Origin of the sequence: Photorhabdus tasmaniensis (assembly GCF_011189505.1) — a bacterium.
Classification (GTDB): Bacteria; Pseudomonadota; Gammaproteobacteria; order Enterobacterales; family Enterobacteriaceae; genus Photorhabdus; species Photorhabdus tasmaniensis.
On the sequence record NZ_PUJU01000261.1, the window covers coordinates 1 to 253 of the forward strand.

At 54.5% G+C, this 253-nt stretch carries 1 protein-coding gene; it reads right to left on the reverse strand.

Annotated features, from left to right (window positions below):
• The coding region (locus C5471_RS24760; protein WP_242688871.1) for a VENN motif pre-toxin domain-containing protein at positions 1-253 on the reverse strand (253 nt) is incomplete at both ends.

The following is a 253-nucleotide window of genomic DNA, read 5'->3' on the forward strand; positions in this document are numbered from 1 at the left end:
CCTGCTGATTACGGATATTGGTCTCCACCATATCCTTGATCACTTGTTTGCAGCTTTCGCCTTCACAGGTGCGGGCTTGGTGCGCAAAACTGTCCAGCTCATTCACGCTCAAAAAGTTATTCTCCACTGCATTCTTCCCAGCCTGGGCCCCGGTGAGGGCACTTGCACTGGAATCACCCGCTATCCCACCTGCCAGCCCTGCCGCCAGGGTAGAAAGGGTGCTGATAGTTTGCTTCTGCTCCTCCGTTAACTC